8 protein-coding genes and 1 tRNA gene are annotated in these 16,049 nt (G+C 61.2%); 2 read left to right on the top strand and 7 right to left on the bottom strand.

Annotated features, from left to right (window positions below):
* Window positions 1-102 precede the first annotated feature (102 nt).
* The 7 genes from AMM41_RS12090 to AMM41_RS12060 form a co-directional block, all read right to left on the bottom strand.
* Complete coding sequence (locus AMM41_RS12090; protein WP_089958355.1) at window positions 103-924, bottom strand: plasmid replication/partition related protein; 822 nt, start codon at window positions 922-924, stop codon at window positions 103-105.
* A gap of 102 nt (window positions 925-1,026) precedes the next feature.
* A tRNA-Gly gene (locus tag AMM41_RS12085) sits at window positions 1,027-1,100 on the bottom strand.
* Between the two features lie 13 nt (window positions 1,101-1,113).
* Window positions 1,114-2,586, bottom strand: a complete 1,473-nt coding sequence (locus AMM41_RS12080) for an NAD-dependent succinate-semialdehyde dehydrogenase (protein WP_089958616.1) — start codon at window positions 2,584-2,586, stop codon at window positions 1,114-1,116.
* 397 nt (window positions 2,587-2,983) lie between these two features.
* Window positions 2,984-7,243, bottom strand: coding sequence for an O-linked N-acetylglucosamine transferase, SPINDLY family protein (locus AMM41_RS12075; protein ID WP_194944764.1), 4,260 nt, complete (start codon window positions 7,241-7,243; stop codon window positions 2,984-2,986).
* A gap of 20 nt (window positions 7,244-7,263) precedes the next feature.
* A complete protein-coding gene (locus tag AMM41_RS12070; RefSeq protein WP_089958347.1) occupies window positions 7,264-8,487 on the bottom strand; it encodes a glycosyltransferase family 4 protein in 1,224 nt (407 codons plus the stop codon).
* Window positions 8,484-9,272, bottom strand: a complete 789-nt coding sequence (locus AMM41_RS12065) for a glycosyltransferase (RefSeq protein WP_158273223.1) — start codon at window positions 9,270-9,272, stop codon at window positions 8,484-8,486. The genes AMM41_RS12070 and AMM41_RS12065 overlap by 4 nt, the downstream gene beginning before the upstream one ends.
* Entirely contained in the window at window positions 9,269-11,452 is a 2,184-nt protein-coding gene (locus AMM41_RS12060) for a glycosyltransferase family 4 protein (protein WP_089958337.1), read from the bottom strand. The genes AMM41_RS12065 and AMM41_RS12060 overlap by 4 nt, the downstream gene beginning before the upstream one ends.
* Window positions 11,453-11,728: 276 nt before the next feature.
* On the opposite strand from AMM41_RS12060, the gene AMM41_RS12055 reads away from it, so the two are divergent.
* On the top strand, window positions 11,729-12,424 hold the full coding sequence (locus AMM41_RS12055; RefSeq protein WP_089958333.1) for a DUF599 domain-containing protein: 696 nt from the start codon (window positions 11,729-11,731) through the stop codon (window positions 12,422-12,424).
* 66 nt (window positions 12,425-12,490) lie between these two features.
* Entirely contained in the window at window positions 12,491-16,018 is a 3,528-nt protein-coding gene (dnaE, locus tag AMM41_RS12050; RefSeq protein WP_089958329.1) for a DNA polymerase III subunit alpha, read from the top strand.
* Window positions 16,019-16,049 lie beyond the last annotated feature (31 nt).

Here is a 16,049-nt window from a genome sequence, read left to right as displayed (position 1 = left end):
GAATGGCTGGTTGGGGCCGGGAGAGCGCTGTCAAGCCGCAGACTCAGGGTTCAACGCCCTAAGCATGACGGCCGGGTTTCGGTGGCTTCAATCCCTCAACATTCAAACAGCCAATTGCGCCTGCAACTGCGCCACCTGCGCACGCAACGCCTGATTTTCTGCGGTCAAGGCGGCGACCTGTTCGCGCAGGGCTTGCAGTTCGCTGGGTGCTGTGTCGGCGCTGTCGCCTTCGTCAGAGGGCTGGGTGTCTGGTGGCGTTTTGCGCTTGACTTCGCGCACGCGCTTGGCCGCTTGCTTGAGTTCTTCTTTGCCGCCCAGGGCCGCGCTTTTTTGCTCTTCGGCGGGCAGGCTGGCCACGGCGGCGGCGGTGTTGAGTGAAATGGTGCCGGCTTTGATGGCGGCGACCAGTTCGGGCGCGGCTTGTTTTTGGATCTTTTCGATGTGTACCACTTGGCTGCTGCTCAAGCGGGCGGCTTTGGCGACGTCGGTACGGCTTTTGAGCGGGTTGGGCTCTGGTGCAGCGCTGTTCTGGGGCTCGGCGATCGAATCGTGCGTGGCCGCTTCATCCCGGAATGCGGTCGCGGCGATGGTTTGCGCGCGGCGCTCGGCCAGAATTTCCCGTTTGCGCAAGGCCAGCACGCCACGCTGAAAATCCGACACGCTGCGACGACCGAGGTGCTGGTCGATCATCCACAGGTGCACGTCTTCGATTGATTGAAATCGCGTGTTTTGCACCGTCTGAAAGGGCAGGCCGTGCTTTTGACAAATGCCATAGCGGTTGTGCCCGTCCACCAGCACATCGCCCCACAGCACCAGCGCATCGCGGCAGCCCTCGGCCAAAATACTGCGCTCCAGCGCGGCGTGCTCGTCGGGTGTGAGCGGGTCGATGTAGGCTTTGAGTTCTTCGTTGACGGTGATCTGCATGGGTGTGTGGCCCCGGCGGGCGCAGGCAAGGCGGGTTTGAAAATGCCGAAGGCCCCTTGCGGGGCCTTCGTTGACTGAGCTTGAATGGGCTGATTGAAACCTTGGAGCGGGCGAAGGGAATCGAACCCTCGTTATTTGCTTGGGAAGCAAAAGTCCTACCATTAAACGACACCCGCGAAGCTGTGTAGTTTACTTCAGGATATCGCCCACACAGAGGTATTTGATTTCCACGTAGTCGTCCATGCCGTGGTGCGAGCCTTCGCGGCCCAGGCCCGACTGCTTGACACCCCCAAAAGGCACATGCTCGGTGGCCAAAATGCCCACGTTGATGCCGACCATGCCGTATTCGAGTGCTTCGCTCACGCGGAAAATGCGGCCCACGTCGCGGCTGTAGAAATAGCTGGCCAGACCGAATTCGGTGTTGTTGGCCGCGTCAATGGCTTCTTGCTCGGTCTTGAACTTGAAGATGGGCGCGAAGGGGCCAAAGGTTTCTTCTTTGGCGCAAACCATGTCGGCGCTGGCATCGGCAATCACGGTGGGCTCAAAAAACTGGCCGTCCAAGCGCTTGCCGCCCGTGAGCACGCGCCCGCCCTTGGCGATGGCGTCTTTCACATGACGCTCGACCTTGTCGAGGGCCGAGGGCTCGATCAGCGGGCCTTGGTTCACGCCATCGGCAAAACCGTTGCCCACTTTGGCGGTTTTGACTTTGGCGGCGAACTTGGTGGCGAACTCTTCGTACACCGACTCCTGCACATAAAAGCGGTTGGAGCAAACGCAGGTCTGGCCCGCGTTGCGGTATTTGCTGGCGAATGCGCCTTCCACGGCGCTGTCGATGTCGGCGTCTTCAAACACGATGAAGGGCGCATTGCCGCCCAGCTCCAGCGACATCTTCTTGACGGTGGGGGCCGACTGCGCCATCAAAATGCGGCCCACTTCGGTGGAGCCTGTGAAGCTGATGTGGCGCACCACATCAGAGGCGCACAGCACCTTGCCGATGGCGATGCTTTGCGGACCATCTGCGGTGATGATGTTGAGCACCCCGGCCGGAATGCCGGCGCGAATGGCCAACTCGGCCGCCGCCAGGGCGGTGAGCGGGGTTTGCTCTGCGGGTTTGATGACCACGGGGCAGCCGGCTGCCAGTGCCGGGGCCACTTTGCGGGTGATCATGGCCAGCGGGAAGTTCCAGGGCGTGATGGCCGCGCACACGCCAATGGGCTGTTTGAGCACCAAGAGGCGGCGGTTGTTGTCGAACTGGGGCAGGGTTTCGCCGTTCACGCGCTTGGCTTCTTCGGCAAACCACTCTACAAAACTCGCGCCATAGGCCACTTCGCCACGCGACTCGGCAATGGGCTTGCCGTTTTCTGCGGTCATGAGCCGGGCCAGGTCTTCAGTGTTGGCGATCAGCAGGTCAAACCATTTGCGCAAAATGATGCTGCGCTCTTTGGCGGTTTTGGTTTTCCAGGGGCCCCAGGCCGTGTTGGCCGCGGCAATGGCGGCTTCGGCCTCGGCCGCACCCAGGTTGGCCACGCTGGCCAAATGCCCGCCTGTGGCTGGGTCGGTCACGTCAAAGCGCTGGCTGCCCGCGACCCACTGCCCGTTGATCAGGGCGTCGGTCTTGAGCAAAGTGGGGTCGTTCAGCAGGGTGAGGGGGGATGTGGTCATGGTGTTTTCGGGTTCATGGAGAGAGTCGGCGGCGGTGCTATGGTGGCCCAAATCACGCTGCCTTGGTCACGAAGCATAGCGGGCAAAACCGAGGGGATGTGTCGCTCAGTTAACGCAGAGCATGGGGTAGGCCATGTTCTTTGACAGCCCTATTGATCCGGCCCTGTGAAGTTTGAAGTGCAAGGCTTGCCTTGGGTACAGTCATCAGCGATGGGGGCATTGTGGGAGCCCCGCCCTCGGGGCGATTCTTGGTGGTCTGCGGGGCTTTATCGCGACGAGGGCGTCGCTCCCACAAAAAAGCGTTCATGCAAACTTCACCTGGCCGGATCAATAAGGGTGTGGCGGCCAAGTGACAGTTCGCAGCGCGGCCAGCGATGCGGCTTGTGCTCCTTGGCGTTCAGACCTGAAAACCTTCGGGGGGCAGGCCTTGGGCTTGTCGGTAGGCCATTTGGGTATAGGCCGACTCCATCAGGCGGGCCAGGAGCCTGCCGTCAAACAGGGCCGATCGCTTGGGGCTGTGGGTCACGCGTTGGCGCAGTCGACCCAAGGCTTTGGGGTCCTTGCACAGTTTCAGGGCCAGGTTTTCGTAATCACTCAAGTTGTGTGTGATCAGTTCTTGGAGATCGAGCGCCGTCAAGAGGCTGGCACCGACGCGAGAGGCAAAGCTGCGTCCTGTCAGGGTGAGCACCGGCAAGCCCACCCACAGGGCATCGCTGGCCGTGGTGTGCGCGTTGTAGGGCGCGGTGTCCAGAAACAGATCGGCCAATCGGTAGCGTGACAGGTGCTCGGCCAAGGGGGCGAATGCGGCAAACACCAACCTGTCGGGTGCAATGCCTTGGGCTTGAGCGTATTGGCGCAGCGTGTCTTGCACTTGGCGGTTTTTGTCAAACAGCCACAGCACGGCATGAGGAATTTGACCGAGGATGCGCAGCCAGACCTGAAACAGCTCAGGGCTGATTTTGAAGGTGCTGTTGAAGCAGCACAGCACCAGCGCTTTGTCGGGCAAGCCGGCTTGCGCCCGGGTCATGCCGGGGGTGGCCACGCTTTTGTGGGTGTCGTTGGCTTGGTAGCAACCGGGCAGGCGAACCACTTGTTCGGTGAAGTGCACCTCGTCCCCCGGGGGGATGACGCTGGTGTCGCCCACCACGTAGTCAATCCAGGGCGAGCCCAGGGTGCCCGGAAATCCGATGTAACTCACCTGCACCGGTGCTGCACGCCAGGCAAAAATCTGGGGGCGTCCTTGTCGGGTGTGGCCTTTGAGGTCGACGGCGATGTCGATGCCGTGTGATCGGGCCAGGCGTGCAATGGTGCGTGCCCCCAGAGCGCTGACCTCATAGAAGTGCTCAACCCCACGCTCCAGGCGTTGGCGGTAGGCGTGTTGTTTGGCGTTGGGGCCAAAGCTGTAGGCAAATATTTCAAACCGCTGGCGGTCGTGTGATTCGAGCATTTGCGCCATCAGGTAACTGGTGGCGTGGTCGTGAAAGTCGGCCGAAAAGTAGCCGATGCGCAGCCGTTCTTTGGCGGGGGTGCCGGTGGTGTTTTTCGGGAAAGCCCAGGGCTTGATGTGTTGGCCGATTTGCGCCGATTCGAGCACGCTGGCGCGCTTTTGCAGCAGCGGGTCGTCGCTGATGATGGTCATCAAAAAGGGGTTGACCGGGGTCTCGCTGTCGGTGGCCGCTTTGAGCACTTGTGCCAAGCGTTCATCGTGGTGCTTCCAGTCGGCCACGCAGCGTTCGGCTCGCATGAGTGCCGACAGGGCGTGGACGTTGTTGGGCGCGATGCGCAGGGCCTGGGCATAAGCTTGTTGGGCTTGCAGGTCCAGGCCCAGCGCCGTGCAGCAGTGGCCGCATTGCAGCCAGGCCTCAAAGTCATCGGGCAGGCGCTGGGTGGCTTCTTGCAGCAGTTGCAACTGGCGTGGCAAGTCGTCGACTTGTTGTGCCCCGTGGGCTTGCAGCAGCAGGACGGGGGGTGCATGGCCGCCGGGGGGCGCGGGCAAGTCCAGCAAGCGACGCCACCAAGGCAGGGCCAGTGCCAGTTGGCCGAGCTCGTCGTGTGTGATGGCGATGTTGGACAAGTAATAGGGGTTGTCGGGGTCTTGTGCGTGGGCTTGTTCAAAGTCGCTCAGGGCTTGTGGGGTGGGCAGGCCGTTGGCCCGGCTCAGCATCCCGCGCAGGTTCAGGGCTTCGGCGTTGTCTTTTTGCAGGGCCAGGGCTTGCAGGGTGCAGGCCATGGCTTGCTCGTTTTGTTGCAAAGCCAGGTGGGCCGAGGCTTGTTGCACCCAAGCCGTGCTGTGCTGAGCTTGCCGTTTGGTCCAGGCTTGGCACAGGGCCAGAGCTTGGGGCCATTGGGCCAGTTGGCGGCGCAGCCGAATGTGCAGCAGCGGGTACTCGGGCTTGTGCGGGTTCAGGCTTTCGAGTTGCGCGAGGTGTTCGCACGCGGCCAAGGGCTGGCCAGACTGTTCGAGGGTGAGCGCCAGTTCGTAACGCAGGCGTTCATTGTCCGGGGCCAGTTCCAGGGCGTGTTGCAGATCGCTCAGGGCTTGTTCGCGTGCCTGGGCTTGGGGCAGGCGCAAGGCGGTGTGGGCGCGTGCTTGCCACAGAGCCGATTCTTGCGGGCGTTGGTTGAGGGCCAGGTCAAACACGCGCAGCGCGGCGTCGGTTTGGCCTGCTTGCAGCAGACTCAAACTTTGGGCTTGCAGTTGCTGTGGCGTGGCCATCGGGCTGGGCACGGACGCTGGTTTGTCCAGCTCGGTCGGGGTGGGCTGGGCAGGGTCCAGATCGGGGTTCAGATCGGGCGCAGGCTTTGAAACCTCAGCAGGGGCTGAAGGCGCGGCCAGAACACGGGAGGGGGGCATGGGTTCTTGGGTTGGACCCTTGTCGGGTGCGCTGTGCTGCAGGCGATGGACCGGCGTGGCCGCAACCGTGATGTCGGCCGGTGACAAGCCGTTTTGCCAGCGTTGGCACATGGCGAGGTAGCCCGATTCGAGGTGCTGACAGGTCAAGGCAGCATCAAACAGGGGCAAGCGTTCGCGCTGGGTTTTGAGGTGCTGCTGCAGGCTGTGCAGAAGGGGTGGATTTTGGGCCAAGGCCACCGCGCGGGTGGCGTAGTCGGCGGCCTTGTCGACGGCCAAGGTGTTGACCAGATCGACGCTTGGCGCTGCACCTGTGTCGGGGGATTGGCAGCCATGCAGCAAAGACAGGGCCACACGGCTGGAAAAACTGCGCCCATAGCGTGTGAGCACGGGCAGGCCCATCCACAGGGCGTCTGCGGCGGTGGTGTGGGCGTTGACCGGAAAGGTGTCCAAAAACAGGTCGGCGTGAACGTGCCGGGCCAGGTGTTCCGGTGTCGGCACACGGGGTGCAAACACCAGGCGTTGCGGGTCCACGTCCAGCCTTGCGGCGTGTTGGCGCAATCGCTCTTCGACCTGGTCGTTGGCTTGGAGCAACCACAGCACACTGCCCGGGGTGTCTTGCAAAATCCCCATCCATTGCGCAAACACGTCAGGGGTGATTTTGTAGCTGTTGTTGAAGCACGCAAACACAAAGCCCTGGGTGCCCGGACCTTTGTCGGGCAGGCCCAGTGCGGCGCGGCTGGGGCATGCCGTGGCCACTTGGCGCAAAGGGTCATTGGCTTGGTAGCTGTGCGGCAGGCGCACCAGGTGCTCGCTGTAGTGGTGTCGGTCGGCCGGGGCGATGACGTGGGGGTCGGCGATCAGGTAGTCGATGTAGGGGGCACCCAAGGAGCCGGGATAACCCAGGTAGTTGACTTGGATGGGGCAGGGGCGGTGCGCGAGGATGCCCAGCCGGTAGTTGCTGGCAAAGCCTTTGATGTCGACGGCAATGTCGATGCGTTGCCCGGCCATCCACTGGGCCACTTGGGTGTCGCTTTGGCCAGAGATGTCGACAAAATGCTCGACCCCGTCACGAATGCGCTGCTGCATGCTGTCTTGCAAAGGGCTCCAGGACAGGGCAAAGATCTCAAAACGTTTTTTGTCATGCAGTTCAAGCACGCGTGCCAACAGCACGGCGGTGGCGTGGTTGCAAAAATCGTTGGACAGGTAAGCCACGCGGATGCGTGGGTTTTTCCAGCGCTCGCGTGTCCAAAGGGGCACGGCAGGGGGGTGCCGGTCTTGCACCAATTGACGGGCGCAGTTGAGGTGTTCGGCGGGTTCGTCGCTGAAGCCCAGAAATTCAAAAGGCAAGACGCTGCGCTCGCTGGTGCGCAGCGCCAAGCGCAGCGCCTGTTGCCTTTGTGCGTCGTCGGTCCAGTCGGCCATGAGGCGGCGTGTGTAGGCCAGACGCCCGAGCATGTAGGGGGCCTCTTTGGCGGGATGGCGGGCCTGAGCGAGCCAGCGCTCAGCATGTTCGGCCGCTTGTGCGTAGCGACGGGTTCGGTGCAGCAGACCGGCCAGATTGTCCAAGGCGTCAGGGTGCTGCGGTTTTTGGGCCAAGGCTTGCTCAAAATAGGCCATGGCGGCCTCATCACGGCCCATGCGCGAGAGCACCGCACCCAAGGCGTTCAGGATGTCGGCGTTGTGGGGGCTCAGTTGCCGCGCTTGCTCAAACACCGCCAGCGCTTGCTGGCCGTCGAGATGGCGATTGGCGTGCAGTTGGACGCCCAGCGCAAAGAGCGCTTGGGCCTGAATGCTTTCGGACATGGGCGGCTTAAGGGGTGGGCTCATGCGGGCATGGACTGCCCGGTGATGATGCGGTGGTGGCGAGGCAGGCAAACCCTTTGGTAGTCGTAGTGCTGGACCACATGGGCCCGGGCGGCTCGGCGCAGCTCTTGGTGGTCTTTGGGGCGTGCCAGAACTTCACAGACTTGTTGGGCAATGGCTTTGGGTTCAAAAAAGTCCACCAGCAGACCGTTTTGGCCATGGGTGATGACTTCTTGCACCGGTGGGGTGGCCGAGCCCACAACACAGCAGCCCAGGCTCATGGCTTCCAGCATGGACCAAGACAGCACAAAGGGCACGGTGAGGTACACATGCACGGCCGAAATGCGCAGCATGTTGACCATGGTGCCGTAGGGCACTTGACCGACAAAGTGCACGCGCGAGAGGTCGATTTTGTCTTGCACTTCGCGCAAAAATTGGGCTTTGTACCCGCCGCCGGTGGCCGGGGCCGGTCCATAGCTGACCTCGTTGCCGCCGAGCAAGATCACCCGGGCCTTGGGTCGTTCGGCCAGGATATGGGGCAGGGCCCGCATGAAGCTGTGGTAACCGCGCATGGGCTCAAGGTTGCGGTTGATGAAGGTGATGATTTCATCGCCCAGCTGGGCCTTGATGTTGTCGCGCCCCAGCTTGATCCAGGCTTCTTTGTGAGGTGTCAGGCGGTCGGTTTCGATGCCGTCGTGACAGACTTCGATGCGTTGGCGCAAAAAGTCGGGAAACTGACTCGCTTGCCATTCGGTGGGCGACAGGCCCACGTCCGAGTCCACCAGGGCCGAGGTCAGGTGCAGGTTGCGGGCATGGCAGCGCAGCATGGCGTCTGGGGCGGCAGGGAACTCCGGGTCGAAGTCGACATCGCTGCCTTGGCCATGGTAGAAATATTCGCAAAAACTGGTGATGCGGGCCTGCGGTGCCACTTGGCGCACGAATTGCATTTCGCCCCAGCCCGCATGGCCGACGATGGCGTCTGGCACAAAGCCGTTTTTCATGAGCAGCTCAAGCGAGCGGGCCACCGCTTGACCCCGGATGATGGCCGCTTCGGTGGATTGCAGCCAGGGGTGGATGTTTTTGCTGGAGCTGCGGGGGCTTTCGTAGCAAATGTTGGGGATGCCCTGGATGCTGGTTTCTTTGCGGCTGGAGATGGCCATGACCTCATGGCCGAGTTTGACCATGGAGGGGGCCAGTGCACGGTATTGCCCCGGAAAGTTCTGGTGGATGAACAGGATTTTCATGGGGTGTGTGCAGCGGCTGTTCGAGCAGGGGCTGGGGCGTCGTCAGGCTTGCCTTGGGGTTTTGCCTTGGGCGCGGTGCTGCTGGTGGGCCAATTGAGTTGGCAATAGGTTGTGTAGGCCTGTCTCCAGCTGTCTGAGTCGTACTGACCGCCGCTGAAGTGGGTCATGGCGATGGGCCAAACCCCCAGGCGCAGTCCGGCGCGGTGTGCACGCTGACAAAACTCCAGGTCGTACAAATGAAAGGCGAGTTCGGGCGCGAACTGCACTTTGTTGTGCTGCAGTGTGGCCGCCCGTGCGGCCAAAAACACGCCGTCGAGCACGCGTGCGGCCGTGCGGGTGGGGCCGTAGCGGTTGAAGCCGTTGGGCCGGTGGGGCAGTTCATGGTTGATGCCGCCCAGCAGGTTGTGCGCGTGGTCCCATTGGCCCATTTTTTCAGCGAAGGCCCATGCGCCTTGCCGTGCTTTGAGGCGTCGATTGCCCGCCACGCCAATCACATCGAACACCGCAAGTCCTTCAAGCAGGCGCTGGGTGATGAAGAGGTCATCCAAGCGCACGTCGTCGTGCACAAACACCAAAATTTGCTCTGCCGCGCAGTGGGCAATGGCGCGGTTGTACAAGGCGGCCAAAGGTGCGGCGTTTTGGTCGGCCAGTTCAAGGGAAAAGGCCACGCCTTGTTGTTGCAAGCGGGTCAGCGATTGGCCCAGTGGCGCTTTGAGCCAGAAATCGGCCACACTCAAACGGGTGGCGCAGACAAAGACCACCGGGGGGCGGGGCAGGCTGATCATGCGGATTCCTCTTGCAAGGTGGTGGCGGGTGTTTGTTCCAGACTGGCAATGGCCATGTCCCACGGACCGGTGGCCATGCCCTGTGCGCTGGCTGTGGTGCTGAACAATGTGGCCCATGTGGCCAGTTCAGCCGTCGCATGCTGGCCTGGAAGGCTTTGGCAGACCTGCGCCAACAAATCGTGGCGCACAGCCAGCGCATGTGGCAGTTGGTCGACCAAGGCCAGTTGCGCCCAAGCGTCGTGCAAGCGCTCGGCCAGCCAAAAATCCTGCACATGGGCTTGTGGTGCCAGCAGCACCGCGTGCCCACCTTGCTGGGCAATGTGCTTGAGCTGGGCGGCCAGGCGCTCACCGCCCGACAAGGCAGGGTCGGCCGTTTGCAAGACCCAGCGCTCGTCGGTGAGCAGGTTGTTCAGGTCGGGGCGTTGGGCCAGATCGGTGGGGGTGCAGATCAGGTGGATCAGGCGCTGCGGGCTGTGGGCCGCTTGTGGCTGGCTGCGGACCCATCCGATTTTGAGCAACCAAGCGGCCAAGCGCAGGCTTTGTGGCCGTGTGAGTTTGAGGGACTGGCCCCACTGCTCAATGGTGTGGGCTTGCGTGGCGTGCAGTGCGGGCAGTGCTTGGGCAATTTTGTCAGCGCTCGGCAACCAGCCGTTGCTTAAAAAGCTCCACATGCTCCATTGGCGAATTTCTCGTGCTTGGGCGATGGGGGCTTTGACGTTGCAAATGCCCGGCCATTCCTGGCGGTACAAGGGGGTGTCGGGCTGAAGCTGTTGGCTGGGATAGTGGCCAAACAAGTCGGCGGGACTCAGCCTTGTGCTGTGGATGCGCGGTAAGCGTGGTCCGCTGCGGGCTTTTTGCAGTGCCTGCTGCTCGCACCACAACGCGTCGTAGCGTTGAATAACGTGTTCCCAGTCAAACTGCTGGCGGGCATGGGTGCGTCCGGCTTGGCCCATGCGCTGGCGCAATGCGGGTTGTTCAATCAGGGTGGACAGCGCCTGTGCCACGCTGTCGATGTCCACCGAGGTCAGCGCATGGACGTGCCCAATGTAGTGGTCATAGTTGAGCGTGTCGTCTGCAAAGCGTTGTTCGATGCTTTCGAAGCCGGTGCGGCTGGGCATTTGGGTTTTGATCAGAAAACCGTGTTCGCCGTGAATGGCGGTTTCGCGGTAACCATTCCAGTCACTCAGGATGCAGGGCAGGCCCGAGGCCATGGCCTCGATGGGGGTGAGTCCGAACGTTTCCTGGATGTTGTCGGACAAAGAGCAAAACACATCGGCTGCTGCAAAGCTGCGCTGCACTTGCACCGCCGTGCGGCCATCGACCCTTTGAACCGTGATGCCAAATTGTTGGGCCGCTTCGTCAAAGGCTTTTTCAGTGGGTTCGTTGGCAAACCAGCCACATTCGAGGATGCGCACCTTTTGTCCTGTCCGTTTGGCCGCTTCGCTCGCGGCGCGGTACAGGGCGACGGGGTTGGCTTTGGCATGAAAGCTCAAACGCCCCACAAACAACACCACCAGCTCGTCGGCAGCAAAGCCCAAAGTGGTCCGTGCGGCCAGGCGGTCCATGGCCGTGAAGGCGAAATCTCGCGTGTGAATGCCCAGGGGGATGACGGGCAGGCCAGGCAAGGCCGGGGCCTGTTGAAAGGGGCCAAATCGGCGCTGCAAGACAGCTTGTTCGACATGCCACAGTCGTTCAATGGCCGTGCGCACCGCTTGAGAGGTGCAAATCAGGGCATCACTTTGGCGGGTGGGCTCTCGCACGTAGGCACTCAGTTGTTGCACCACCGAGGCCGAACTGATGGTGTGGGTCACCCCTGACAGACTCAGGCCGTCCAGACGGTGAACGCCCCTTTGCACCAGTTGTTGGCTGCTGATGGGGGCGGGCATGTGCAGCACATCGAGCGTGTTCCAGGCGGACACTTTTTGCAGGGGCAATTCGGGCAGGCTGGTGTCTTTGGCACTGGCGGGCAGGCATTGCTGCACGACTTTTCGCACAGCTTCGCGTGATTTGGCGTTGGGGGTCACCAAGGTGATGCGCTCGCGCAAACTGCCGTGGTTCAGGCAGGCCCGCAAAAAACCATGTCCAGCCGATTGCCGCCCCATGAGTTTGGGGTTGTCCATGGAGATGGCGTCTTCGGTGAGGATCAGTCCGATACGCGGCAAAGTCGGTGTTTTGGCCATGGTGGATCTGGTTCACTGCCTGTGTGGGCGCAAGAGGTCAAGCGCCACCGACCATGGTTTGATTCGATTGACAAGAGGGTGTCAATGCATGCAAATGAATCAAGTCCATCGAAAAAGGTAGTGGTTAAATTTCAATACATCTACTTTAATTGAAATCGTTGTTGTTTTTGAGTTCTATTCAATTAATCCTTTGGGGAGGGTCGGGACGGCTGTGGCCGCATGCCCCGGTGCCTGGTCACGGCTGGCGAGCCCTCTTCCTTGTTACGATTCAGCCCTATGAAGATCATTTCGATGCTGCCCTGGGCCGATTGGCTGGGTCTGGTTTGCTTTTTGAGCATGTGGGTGGGCTACGCCTGGGTGGCCAAGGTGCGCGGCATGCGCGACTTGAGTCTGATTGCGACCACCAACCGCTATCGCCAGCTGTGGATGGTGCAGGCCACTGGGCGCGATCCGCGCATGCTCGACGGCCTGATCACCCAGAATTTGTCGCAAACCCCGGCCTTTTTTTCATCGACCAGCATCATCATCATTGGCGGCTTGTTTGCTTTGCTGGGCACCACCGACAAGGCGGCCGAATTGGTGCGTGAAATCCCCTTTGCCCAACCCACCCCGATGTTGGTGTTTGAGTTCAAGGTTTTGGTCTTGGTGGCCATTTTTGTGTATGCCTTTTTCAGGTTCTCTTGGTCCATGCGCCAATACACTTTTGTGGCTTTGGTCATTGGTGCGATGCCTCCGCCCCAAGAATTTGCCGACCAACGCTTTGATCGTCAGCACTTTGCCGAGAGGGCGGGCAATTTGGTGAGTGCTGCCGCCGAAACCTTCAACGATGGTTTGCGGGCTTATTACTTTTCATTTGCTGCCATGGCCTGGTTTTTTTCGCCTTTGGCCTTGGTCATGGCCACGGCTTTGGTGGTGCTGATTTTGTATGGGCGTGAGTTTCGCTCCGAGGTGTTGCAAGTCCTGCGCGATTGAGGGGAGGGCACACCAGCGCAGTCCATGGCAGCCAAGTGCCTTGTGTGGCCTTCTACAATGGGGCTTATGTTTGTTCACCTGCGCCTTCACTCCGAATTTTCCGTCGTTGACTCGACCTGCCGCATTGATGAAGTCATCAAAAAAGCAGCCCAAGACCGGCAACCGGCTTTGGCCCTCACCGACCTGAACAACCTGTTTGGCGGGGTCAAGTTCTACAAAGAAGGCCGGGCCAAAGGTGTCAAGCCCATCTTGGGCGCAGAAATCAACCTCCAGGGCCTGGGTGGGGACCTGGGGGCCACCAGCCGGGTGGCCTTGCTGGTGCAAAGCCACCAGGGTTACCTGAACATTTGCGAACTGCTGGCCCGGGCCTGGACCCAGAACGTGGTCAAAAACGTGGCCGTGGTCAAGCTGGTCTGGCTCAAGGAGCTGGCCGAAGGCCTGATTCTCTTGTCGGGTGCACAAGCCGGCCCCGTGGGCCAAGCCCTGGTGCAAGGCGACAGCGACAAAGCTGCCGACATTGCGCTGCAATTGGCGTCCATTTTTCCGCACCGCTTTTACCTGGAGCTGCAACGCGCAGGCCGCCCTGAAGACGAGCCCCAAGTGGCTGGTGCCGTGGCGCTGGCCGCACGTTTGGGTTTGCCGGTGGTGGCCACGCACCCGGTGCAGTTTTTGGCGACCGAGGACTACGAAGCCCACGAAGCGCGGGTGTGCATTTCCGAAGGCGAGATCCTGGCCAACCCGCGTCGGGTGCGGCGGTTCACCCGGGATCAGTATTTCAAGTCTGCACAAGAAATGTGTGCGCTGTTTGCCGATGTGCCCAGTGCCATTGCCAACACGCTGGAAATTGCCAAGCGCTGCAACCTGAGCCTGGTGTTGGGCAAGCCGCAGTTGCCCAACTTTCCGATCCCGCCTGTGAATGGCGTGGTCATGTCGGTGGACGACTATTTCCGCCACGTCTCGTTTGAAGGACTGGAAGAACGCCTTAAGCACCTTTACCCCGACGAAGCCAAACGCGATGCAGAACGCCCCCGCTATGTGGAGCGGCTGGAGTTTGAGCTGGGCACCATTTTGAAGATGGGCTTTCCGGGCTACTTCCTGATCGTGGGTGACTTCATTCAGTGGGCCAAGGCCAACGGCTGCCCTGTGGGGCCAGGCCGTGGCTCGGGTGCGGGCTCGCTCGTGGCCTACGCGCTCAAGATCACCGACCTGGACCCGCTGCAATACAGCCTGCTGTTTGAGCGCTTTTTGAACCCCGAGCGGGTGTCCATGCCCGACTTCGATATCGACTTTTGCCAGGGCAACCGCGACCGCGTCATCGACTATGTGAAGGACAAATACGGGCGTGACGCAGTCAGCCAGATCGCCACCTTCGGCACCATGGCCGCGCGTGCGGCGATCCGCGATGTGGGCCGTGTGCTGGACATGAGCTACACCTTTTGTGACGGCATCAGCAAGCTCATTCCCAACAAGCCGGGCATGTCGGTCACGCTGCAGTACCCGCCCGCCACGCCCAAAGAAGGCGACAAAAACAACTACGCGATCGCCATGGAGCCTATCCTGGCCGAGCGCATCGAGCGCGAAGAGGACGTGAAGACCCTGATCGAGCTGGCGCAAAAGCTCGAAGGCATGACCCGCAACATCGGCATGCACGCCGGGGGCGTGCTGATCGCGCCGGGCAAGCTGACCGACTTTTGCCCGCTGTACCAGCAGCCCGGCAGCGAATCGGCCGTGAGCCAGTACGACAAGGACGACGTGGAAGCGGCCGGTCTGGTGAAGTTCGACTTTTTGGGCCTGGCCACGCTCACCATTTTGGAGATCGCCCGCGAGTTCATCATGAAGCGGCACAAAGGCCAGGAAAACTTCGCCTTTGAAAACATCGCCATCGACGACGCAGCCACCTACAAACTGTTTTCGGACGGCAAGACCGAGGCCGTATTCCAGTTTGAAAGCCGAGGCATGCAGGGCATGCTGCGCGACGCCCGCCCCAGTCGCCTGGAAGACCTGATTGCGCTCAACGCCTTGTACCGCCCGGGGCCTATGGACCTGATTCCCAGCTTTGTGGCCCGCAAGCACGGGCGCGAAGTGGTGGAGTACCCGCACCCGGCGGTGGCCGAGATGCTGAGCGAGACCTACGGCATCATGGTCTACCAAGAGCAGGTGATGCAGACCGCGCAGATTCTGGGCGGTTACTCGCTCGGTGGCGCCGATTTGCTGCGCCGCGCCATGGGCAAGAAAAAGGCCGAGGAAATGGCCGAGCACCGCGAGAAGTTCCGTGCGGGTGCCCTGGCCACCCACGGCATTGCGCAGGACAAGGCCGATGAGGTTTTTGACCTGATGGAAAAGTTCGCGGGCTATGGCTTCAACAAATCGCACGCGGCTGCGTATTCATTGCTGGCCTATCACACGGGCTGGCTCAAGGTGCACTACACCGCCGAGTTCTTCTGCGCCAACATGACGGTGGAGATGGACGACACCGACAAGCTCAAGGTCTTGCACGAAGACGCCCTGAAGTTCGGCATCCGTTTTGACCCGCCGGACGTGAACCGGGGCACGCACCGCTTTGAGCCGGTGACCGACAAGATCATCCGCTATGGCCTGGGGGCCATCAAGGGCACGGGCCAACAAGCCATCGAGGCCATCGTGGCGGCTCGAAATGAGGGCGGGCCGTTTAAGAGTTTGTTTGACTTTGCCGTGCGCGTGGACCGCAGCCGCATCAACAAACGCACGGTGGATGCACTCATCAAAGCCGGTGCCTTTGACTCCTTGCACATGAACCGTGCTGCCTTGTCGGTGAGCATTGACAAGGCTTTCGAGTTTGCGGCGGCCACCGTGGCCAATGCCAACCAAGGGGGGCTGTTTGACATGCTGGGCGACGATTCGCATGGGTCGAGCACCCAAGAGCCCGATTTGGTGGAGGTCATGCCCTGGGGCATCAAGGAGCGCTTGTTGCTGGAAAAAACGGCCGTGGGCTTTTTCTTGTCCGGCCATTTGTTCGATGCGGTGGAGCGCGAGGTGCGCCAGTTTGCCCGCCGCAAGATCGACGAACTGATCGACAGCCGAGAACCCCAGCTGATGGCGGGCATCGTGAGCGATTTGCGCATCATCAACGGACAGCGCGGCAAGGTGGCGATTTTCAAGCTTGACGACAAATCGGGTGTGATGGAAGCCACTGCCGACGAGTCCTTGATCAATTCCGCCAAGCATTTGCTCAAAGACGACGAGTTGATCGTGGTCACCGCCAAAATGCAGGCTGACCGTTTTTCGGGGGGCTTTCGGCTCAAAGTCGAGCAGATCATGGACTTGGGCGCAGCACGTTGCCGCTATGGCAAGTACCTGCGTGTGGTGGTCAATGGCCGAGCGCCCGACATTGCCCGATTGGTCAAAGAGTTTCCCGCCCAACGCGAGCAAACCGAGCAGGGCGACTTGGTGCGCGGCCTGCCTGTGCGACTGGTGCTGGAGCGCCGCAAAGATGAACTGGCCGCCCGGGCTGAGCTGGCGCTGGGCGAAGCTGCCAAATTTTTCCCCACCGATGCGGCCTTGGCCAGTTGGATGGCGCAAGCCGATCAAGGGCAGGCGCAGATCGTTTACGACTGAAAGAGCGGCGCAGTCCAAGACTGCCCTGTTT

The organism is Limnohabitans sp. 2KL-3 (assembly GCF_001269405.1).
GTDB lineage: Bacteria > Pseudomonadota > Gammaproteobacteria > Burkholderiales > Burkholderiaceae_C > Limnohabitans_A.
Note: the sequence above shows the minus strand (reverse complement) of the source record. Positions and strands in the feature narration are given on the sequence as shown.

Bases quoted from the DNA above. Each gene is read 5' to 3' on its own strand.
- AMM41_RS12065 (WP_158273223.1), bottom strand. From the start codon at position 9,272: ATGATCAGCCTGCCCCGCCCCCCGGTGGTCTTTGTCTGCGCCACCCGT.
- dnaE (WP_089958329.1), top strand. From the start codon at position 12,491: ATGTTTGTTCACCTGCGCCTTCACTCCGAATTTTCCGTCGTTGACTCG.
- AMM41_RS12090 (WP_089958355.1), bottom strand. From the start codon at position 924: ATGCAGATCACCGTCAACGAAGAACTCAAAGCCTACATCGACCCGCTC.
- AMM41_RS12070 (WP_089958347.1), bottom strand. From the start codon at position 8,487: ATGAAAATCCTGTTCATCCACCAGAACTTTCCGGGGCAATACCGTGCA.
- AMM41_RS12060 (WP_089958337.1), bottom strand. From the start codon at position 11,452: ATGGCCAAAACACCGACTTTGCCGCGTATCGGACTGATCCTCACCGAA.
- AMM41_RS12055 (WP_089958333.1), top strand. From the start codon at position 11,729: ATGAAGATCATTTCGATGCTGCCCTGGGCCGATTGGCTGGGTCTGGTT.
- AMM41_RS12080 (WP_089958616.1), bottom strand. From the start codon at position 2,586: ATGACCACATCCCCCCTCACCCTGCTGAACGACCCCACTTTGCTCAAG.
- AMM41_RS12075 (WP_194944764.1), bottom strand. From the start codon at position 7,243: ATGTCCGAAAGCATTCAGGCCCAAGCGCTCTTTGCGCTGGGCGTCCAA.